This window comes from Nonomuraea lactucae (assembly GCF_003313395.1).
Taxonomy (GTDB): domain Bacteria; phylum Actinomycetota; class Actinomycetes; order Streptosporangiales; family Streptosporangiaceae; genus Nonomuraea; species Nonomuraea lactucae.
Genome location: NZ_QNFZ01000868.1, coordinates 1 through 6,643, shown reverse-complemented (window position 1 = coordinate 6,643; position 6,643 = coordinate 1). Strand labels below are relative to the sequence as shown.

The 6,643-nt window shown below is 73.1% G+C and carries 8 protein-coding genes; 3 read left to right on the top strand and 5 right to left on the bottom strand.

The window, feature by feature from the left end; all coding sequences use genetic code 11:
• Nucleotides 1-1,272, top strand: a 1,272-nt coding sequence (locus DQW85_RS30015; protein ID WP_205315516.1) for an aldehyde dehydrogenase family protein, incomplete at its 5' end; no start/stop codon positions are given.
• Nucleotides 1,273-1,329: 57 nt separating this feature from the next.
• Here DQW85_RS30015 and DQW85_RS30010 read toward each other — a convergent pair.
• The 5 genes from DQW85_RS30010 to DQW85_RS29990 form a co-directional block, all read right to left on the bottom strand.
• Nucleotides 1,330-1,671, bottom strand: a complete 342-nt coding sequence (locus tag DQW85_RS30010; protein ID WP_162795488.1) for a hypothetical protein — start codon at nucleotides 1,669-1,671, stop codon at nucleotides 1,330-1,332.
• 69 nt (nucleotides 1,672-1,740) lie between these two features.
• Nucleotides 1,741-2,058: a hypothetical protein gene (locus DQW85_RS30005; protein ID WP_240197512.1), complete on the bottom strand. Its 318-nt coding sequence runs from the start codon at nucleotides 2,056-2,058 to the stop codon at nucleotides 1,741-1,743.
• Between the two features lie 65 nt (nucleotides 2,059-2,123).
• Nucleotides 2,124-2,888 carry an SDR family NAD(P)-dependent oxidoreductase gene (locus tag DQW85_RS30000; RefSeq protein WP_113703188.1) on the bottom strand — a complete coding sequence of 255 codons (765 nt, stop codon included), beginning with the start codon at nucleotides 2,886-2,888 and terminating at the stop codon, nucleotides 2,124-2,126.
• A 58-nt stretch (nucleotides 2,889-2,946) separates the two neighbouring features.
• Nucleotides 2,947-3,492, bottom strand: coding sequence for a GNAT family N-acetyltransferase (locus DQW85_RS29995; protein ID WP_113703187.1), 546 nt, complete (start codon nucleotides 3,490-3,492; stop codon nucleotides 2,947-2,949).
• A 57-nt stretch (nucleotides 3,493-3,549) separates the two neighbouring features.
• The gene (locus tag DQW85_RS29990; RefSeq protein ID WP_113703186.1) at nucleotides 3,550-3,756 is read right to left on the bottom strand and encodes a dodecin family protein; all 207 of its coding nucleotides are present in this window, start codon (nucleotides 3,754-3,756) and stop codon (nucleotides 3,550-3,552) included.
• Nucleotides 3,757-3,901: 145 nt separating this feature from the next.
• Between DQW85_RS29990 and DQW85_RS29985 the strand changes: the two genes are divergently transcribed.
• Nucleotides 3,902-4,504 (top strand): TetR/AcrR family transcriptional regulator, encoded by a 603-nt coding sequence (locus tag DQW85_RS29985; RefSeq protein ID WP_162795487.1) that lies wholly within the window; start codon nucleotides 3,902-3,904, stop codon nucleotides 4,502-4,504.
• Between the two features lie 237 nt (nucleotides 4,505-4,741).
• Nucleotides 4,742-6,643: hypothetical protein (locus DQW85_RS29980; protein WP_162795486.1), on the top strand; the 1,902-nt coding region annotated here is incomplete at its 3' end.

The window sequence follows — 6,643 nt, the reverse complement described above, 5'->3', positions numbered from 1 at the left end:
CCGGCCATGGCCGCGCTGCCCTCGCACGCCCGCCGTACCGCGCTGACCGGCGCGCGCGACGCGCTCGCGGCGCGGCGGGAGGAGTTCGAGCACCTGCTCGTGCTGGAGACCGGTAAGCCGCTGGCCGACTGCCGGGTCGAGGTGGCGCGCACCCTGGTCACGCTGGGCGCGGCGGCCGAGGAGGTGGCCAGGCTGCACGGCGAGACCGTGCCGCTGGATCTGCTGCCGTCGGGGGAGGGGCTGGTCGGGTTCTGGACGAGGCGGCCGATCGGCGTGGTGGTCGGCATCACCGGCTACAACTACCCCCTCCTGCTGGCCACCCACAAGATCGCCCCGGCGGTCGCGGCCGGCTGCCCGGTGATCGTCAAGCCCGCCCCCGCGACCCCGCTGGCCACCCTGTGGCTGGTGCACCTGCTGCGGACGGCCGGATCCGGTGGTCCCGCTCCGCTCCCGCCCGCGGGGGTGCAACTCGTGACCGGGGACGTCGAGGTGGGGCGGGCGCTCGTGGAGGACCGGCGGATCGGCGCGGTGTCGTTCACCGGCTCGGCCGCCGCCGGGCACGCCATCGCCCGCGCCGCCGCCCCCACCAAGGTGCTGCTGGAGCTCGGCTCCAACGCCGCCCTCGTCGTCGCGGCGGACGCCGACCTGGAGGCCGCCGCCGACGCCGTCGTACGCGGCGGCTACTACGCCTCCGGCCAGGCGTGCATCTCCGTCCAGCGGGTGCTCGTGGCGGAGCCCGTGCACGACGCGTTCGTGTCGCTGCTGGCCGGGCGGATGAAGGACGTCGTCGTCGGTGACCCGCGCTCGCCCGGGACCCGCGTCGCCCCGCTCATCGACCCGGCCGCCACCGAACGGGTCCTCGCCTGGGTCCGCGAGTCGGGCGGCACGCTCGTCACCGGCGGCGTGCCCGTCGGGCGGGCCATCGCGCCGACCGTGCTGTCCGGCGTGCCGGACGGGTCCCCCGCCTGGGACGAGGAGATCTTCGGGCCCGTCGTGTGCGTCCGCCCGGTGCCCGACCTCGACACCGCCTTCGCCACGGTCAACGCCTCCCGGTACGGCCTGCACGCCGCCGTCTTCACCCGCTCCCTGGCCACGGCCTTCGCCGCGATCGAGCGCATCGAGGCCGGCGGCGTGGTGGTCAACGACGTGCCGGGCTTCCGCGCGGACAACATGCCGTACGGCGGTGTCAAGGACAGCGGCGCCGGCCGCGAGGGCCCCAGGTTCGCCATCGAGGAGCTCACCGTCACCCGCATGGCGATCATCCGCCCCTGACCCGGCCGACGGACGCCGTCGGGCCGCAAGCGGACTGGTGGGTCTACAAGCCCATGGTCACGGTCTGTAGTCTTTGTGGATGGTGATTACGTCTGGGCCAGGGCGGCCATAGTTGGTGTAACTGTGCTCGTACTTCACGTGCGGCTTGTCGTCAGGGCTGGTGTAGCGCTTGAACCTCTCTCCTGGTGCGAGCCGAAAGCTCGCCGAGCACTTACCGGTCCATACGATGTCCGACCTGAGGTTGTTCTGTTTCGGGAACACCAGCCACGCGTGATACCGCTCTGAGTGGTTGCACAACATGATGGACGAGGCAGCGGACGCGGTGGTGGCGGAAGCCGCGCTCACGGGGGCGGCGATGACGGCCGTGGCGAGTGTCGTGGCCGCGAGAAGTGCGCTCACTCGGGACGAGTACATGTGCTCTCCAAATGATCAGTGGCTTCGACGAGACCTGTGCTCGCGCCATGGTCCTCATCGCAGGTTGCCGATCGACAGGCCAATCGTTGTCCATTTCTTGTCCACCAGCTCCCCGCAGGGCCCCGGCGAGTTTGTGATTCGGTCAGCGTGATCCGTTCGGTCCGATGTCGACCAGGTCCAGAATGCGCTGCTGGTCGTAGCCGTGGTGGCGTCGGGCGTGGGCGATGTTGACGTAGCCCGCTCGGCGAAGGGTGCCGATGGCCAGAGTTGTGCCGCTCCGGCCTGATCGGCGGTCAGGCCGGTGATGCCGTAGACGACTTCCTTGCGGTGCCGGACTCCGTCCAGGCCGCCGCCGTCGGCACAGGTCAGCACGACCTGTTCAAGACCGGCTCACCAGGACCCGCCGGGGTGGCCGGTCCTCGTGCGGGCCGACAGCGCTAGTTGGGCGGGTCGAAGCGGCCGTCCACCGCGGTCCAGCCGCCGTCCACGTACAGCACGGAGCCGGTGACGAAGCTGGCCGCGTCGCCCGCCAGGTAGACCACGGCCCCGGCCATCTCCTCGGGCCGGGCCCACCGGCCGAGCGCGCTCTTGGCGGCGTACGCGTCGTACCAGGCGGGATCGTCCTTGATCTGCTTGGTGAGCGGCGTCTCGACCACCCCCGGCGCGACCGCGTTGACCCGCACCCCGTGCGGGCCGAACTCGGCGGCGGCCGTGCGCAGCAACTGGACCAGGCCCGCCTTCGTGGCCGAGTAGACGCCCTGTCCCGGCTCGGTCACCGAGGCGCGGATCGAGGCGAACCCGATGATCGACCCGCGCCCCCGCTTCACCATCGCCGCGCCGAACGCCCGGATCACGTCGAACGAGGCCCGCAGGTTGAGGTCCACGACCCGGCCGAACTCCTCGTGGGAGTAGTCGAGCAGCCGCTTGCGCACGTTGGTGGCGGCGGTGAACACCAGCACGTCCGCCGGCTCCCGCGCGGCGAGATCCCGCACCGCCTCGCCGTCGAGCACGTCCAGCAGCCGCGCCGTGCCGCCGGACCGCTCGGCCGTCTCCCCGGCCGCGGCCAGGTCGCGGTCGGCGCACACCACCCCGGCGCCGTGGGCGGCGAGCGCCATTGCCGACTCCCGTCCGATGCCGCTCCCGGCCCCGATCACCACAGCCCGCCGCCCGTCGAGGCGGAACAGCGCGTCGTATCCCGTCATACCCCGCACCCTACCTACTGGTCCGACCAGTGCACCAGGTTGGCGCGCGGCCTCGGCGTCAGGCCGGGTGACCGGCCGCCCAGTCGCCGCGGAGCAGCTCGTACTCCACCTCACCCTGCTCCGAGCCCTCGATGACGTCCGGCCAGTCCTCGAAGAACGTGCGCACGTGACGCAGGCCGCACTTCTCCATGACGCGGCGGGAGCCGAGGTTCACGGCCATCGTCCGCGCGAAGACGCGGCGGGCGCCCAGCTCGCGGAAGGCCCTGTCGATGAGGGCGAGCGAGCCCTCCGTGGCGTACCCCATCCCCCAGAACGCCTTGTGCAGGCGGTATCCCAGCTCCGGCTCGTCGGGCGCGCCGCCCTCGGGCACCCTGAGGTGGAACCAGCCGGCGAAACCGCCCGCGGACCGCTCGACGGCGGCGAAGAAGCCCGAGCGGACGAACGCGGGCAGCGTGTCGCGCACGATCACCTCGCGCGGAATGGGCCGGCCGCCGTTGAGGTAGCGCATCACGTCGGGGTCGTTGTGCAGCGCGAACAGGTCGTCGGCCTCGTCCCCGGTGAAGCGGCGCAGGACGAGGCGCCCGGTCGTCAGGCAGGTCTCCACGGGAGCCAACCGTAACCAGCGCGGCGGCTCCCGCTCGACGAGTTTTCCGCGCGGGGCCTATTCGAGGACGAACGTGATCAGCATGTTCACCTTGTAGCCGGTGATCCCGCCGCTCTTGTCCAGCTGGACCTCCTGCTCCTTGATCCACGCCGACTGGAGGCCGCGCAGGGTCTGGCCCGCCCTCTCGATGCCCACTCTGACGGCGTCCTCGAAGCTCTTCTCCGATATCGCGCTGATCTCGGTGACGCGGGCGACCGATGACATGATCTCGCTCCCTCCGTAGGCGGATTCCGTCTCCTCCCGCTACCCGGCCGTCCGCCGATCAGACGCGAACGAGAGGGAGGCTCGTTTCCGCGGGCGGCCCAGGGTGTGGTTGAGTGCGGGCAGCGACGTGACGTGGGAGGTGAACGTGGGCCGTCGGACGCAGGCCGAGCGCACGCGGGCGACGACCGGCGAGCTGATCGAGACGGCGCGTCGCCTGTTCGGCCGTGACGGTTACGCGGCGACCTCGATCGACGACATCGCCCGGGAGAGCGGCCTCACCAAGGGCGCCGTCTATCACCATTTCTCCGGCAAGGCCGATGTGTTCCGTGCGGTGTTCGTCCGCCAGGAGGAGCGACTGGCGGAGGTGATCGCCGCCGCGGCCGCCGGCGCCGGCGATCCGTGGGAGGGCGTGCGGCTCGGCGTCCGGGCGTTCCTGCGCGCCTGCGCCGGAGCCGCCACGCGGCAGATCGTCCTCCTGGACGGGCCCGCGGTGCTGGGCTGGGAGGGGGTGCGGGAGATCGAGTACGAGCACACGCTCAACCTGCTGCACCAGGGGCTCGCCGCGGCGGCGGCCCGGGGCGACATCGCGCCGGGAGACGTGACGGTCCGGGCCCATCTGATCTTCGGTGCGCTGTGCGAGGGGGGCATGCTCATCGCCCGCGCCGACGATCCGGACGAGACTCTCGCGGCGGTTCTGGAGCAGGCGGAGGCCCTGCTCGCCGCGCTGTCCCGGCCGTCGGCGATCTAGAGGTTGGAGTCCCATGTCGACTCCAAATTGACGAACAGTGAGCAAGTATGGTCGGGTCGTGACCAATGTTCTTGCTGTGATGGTTGATACCGCTTCGGGGGTAAGCGTTCCATGCCGCGGCTTCCACGGCATGCGCTTTTGCGCGTGCTCGCTTCCGCGTCCCTGGCCAGTGCCGCGCTGACGGCCGGTCCCGTCCCGGCGCACGCCGCCCCTGACGCCACAACGGCCCTCCAAGCCATGAGGGCCCTCGATGCCGCACCAGCCCTCGATGCCGCAACAGCCCTCAAGGCCGCAACAGCCCTTGAAGCCGCCCGGCGGGAGGGTGGCCGGCCCGCGGTCCGGCCGGTGCCCGCTGTGCGGGTGCCCGCGCCCGCCGTCGTCAGCGTCCCCCTGGAGCCGTCGCTGGCCCTGCGGGAGAGCGGCGACCAGAAGGTCGGCCCCGCCGCCCCCGACATCACGACCCCCGCGGGCCCGGGCCTCGCCGACGCGATCGAGCGCGAGGCCGCAGGACGGACCGGCGAGGGCGGCCCCTCCGTACGGGAGCTCCTCCCCGACACCGGCGGGGCACGGCCCCTCGCCCTGAAGAACCCCGCCAAGGGCGTGCTGGGCGAGCTGCGCCTGACCAAGCCCATGAAGGGGAGCGGCTCAGCCCTGGCCTACCGCCTGTGCGTGGAGAGCGCCGACGTGCCGGTCTCCTGCTCCGCCACCCGCCCGGTGGCGACGCCGGCCGCCGCCGACGTCACGGGCGACGGCGCCCCCGACCTCGCCGCCGACCTCGTGCCCACCGCCAGCCCCCAGGACTCCTCCGCCGGGCTCGCCTTCGCCGTCCGGCGGCTGCCCGGCGCGCGCGCGAACCTCAGGGCGCGGGTCTGGGCCGAGTACGGCGGCCGCGTGGCGGTCGGCTTCGACGGGCTGCGGAAGGGGGCGTCCCTGTCGGAGGCGGACCGGGGGACGTTCACGGTCGACCTGACCGGCAGGCGCGTCAAGGCGAACGTGAAGCGGAAGGGCCCCGGCGCCTCGGTGGCCGTGGTGGCGGGCCTGATCGGCCGCAGCGCGGTCAGCCTGCGCCAGACGCCCGCCACCGAGAGGCTCACGGTCGACGCCACCCTGGACTCGCCCGTGCTGGACGTCAGCGCCTCCGCGCCCGCCAGGATCGAGGCGGTCGCCGTCCGGCACGGCCAGTACACCCGGGCGGTGCTCGACCGGATGCCCGCCCGTGCCCACGTGGAGCTCACCCGCGGCGCGGACGCGGCCACACGGGTGCGGTTCACCGGCCCGAGCGCCATCGGCCGCGCCGAGCTGCGCACGTACCTCTACCGTGACGGGCGCCTGTCCAGGGCGGCGAGTGTCGAGGCGCGCGACGTGCCGCCGTCGCTGACCGCCGAGTACGACCCGCGGGACGGCAAGCAGGTGCTCACCGTCGACTCCGGCCGGTCGCGGGCGGGATCGGCGAAGGTGCTCTACTACGACAGGGCGGCGGCCGAGACCGTGCTCCGGGCCGAGCTCGCGGGCGTCCCCGCCAAGCTCCGCCTGGTGCACGACCCGGCGGCGCAGCGGGTCACGCACACGAGCAGCTCACCCGTCGGCAGGTTCGCCGTGGTGCTGCAGCGTGACGGGGGCGCGATCTCCAGTCCGCGCGGCGACCACCTGACCATGATCAAGAATGGCGCAGCGGTCGGCGTGTCCGGGCTGGTGACCGGTCTGTCGGGGTTCGACATCGCGTACGGCGCCAAGCCGCGCGCCCGCCTGGAGGCCCGCGCGAGCGGCCGCTCCTTCGTCGGCGCGGCCTCGGTCGACGGCGCGCACCTGGCGCGGCTGGAGATCTCCAACATCCCGTCCACGGTCGACCTGGCCCTCGACCCGGCTGCCGGGAAGGCCGCCTACCGGGCCGATGGCGTGATCCGCGAGGCGCGGGCCGCCTACACCGGTCTGAAGTCGGGGCCCACGATCGACGGCACGGTGTTCGGGGTGCGGGGCGAGGTCGAGGCGTCCTGGGAGCTTGGGCGGCGCTCGACGGCCGAGGTAACCGCCTCCACCTCCGCCTCAGCCTCCACCTCGGCCTCCGCCCAGCCCGGGAACGCCCGCGCCGACCGGCGCGCCCGGTCCGCCGGGCGGGCCGGAGCCGTCGAGCGCGTCCGG

Bases quoted from the DNA above. Each gene is read 5' to 3' on its own strand.
- DQW85_RS30000 (WP_113703188.1), bottom strand. From the start codon at position 2,888: ATGACGGGATACGACGCGCTGTTCCGCCTCGACGGGCGGCGGGCTGTG.
- DQW85_RS29990 (WP_113703186.1), bottom strand. From the start codon at position 3,756: ATGTCATCGGTCGCCCGCGTCACCGAGATCAGCGCGATATCGGAGAAG.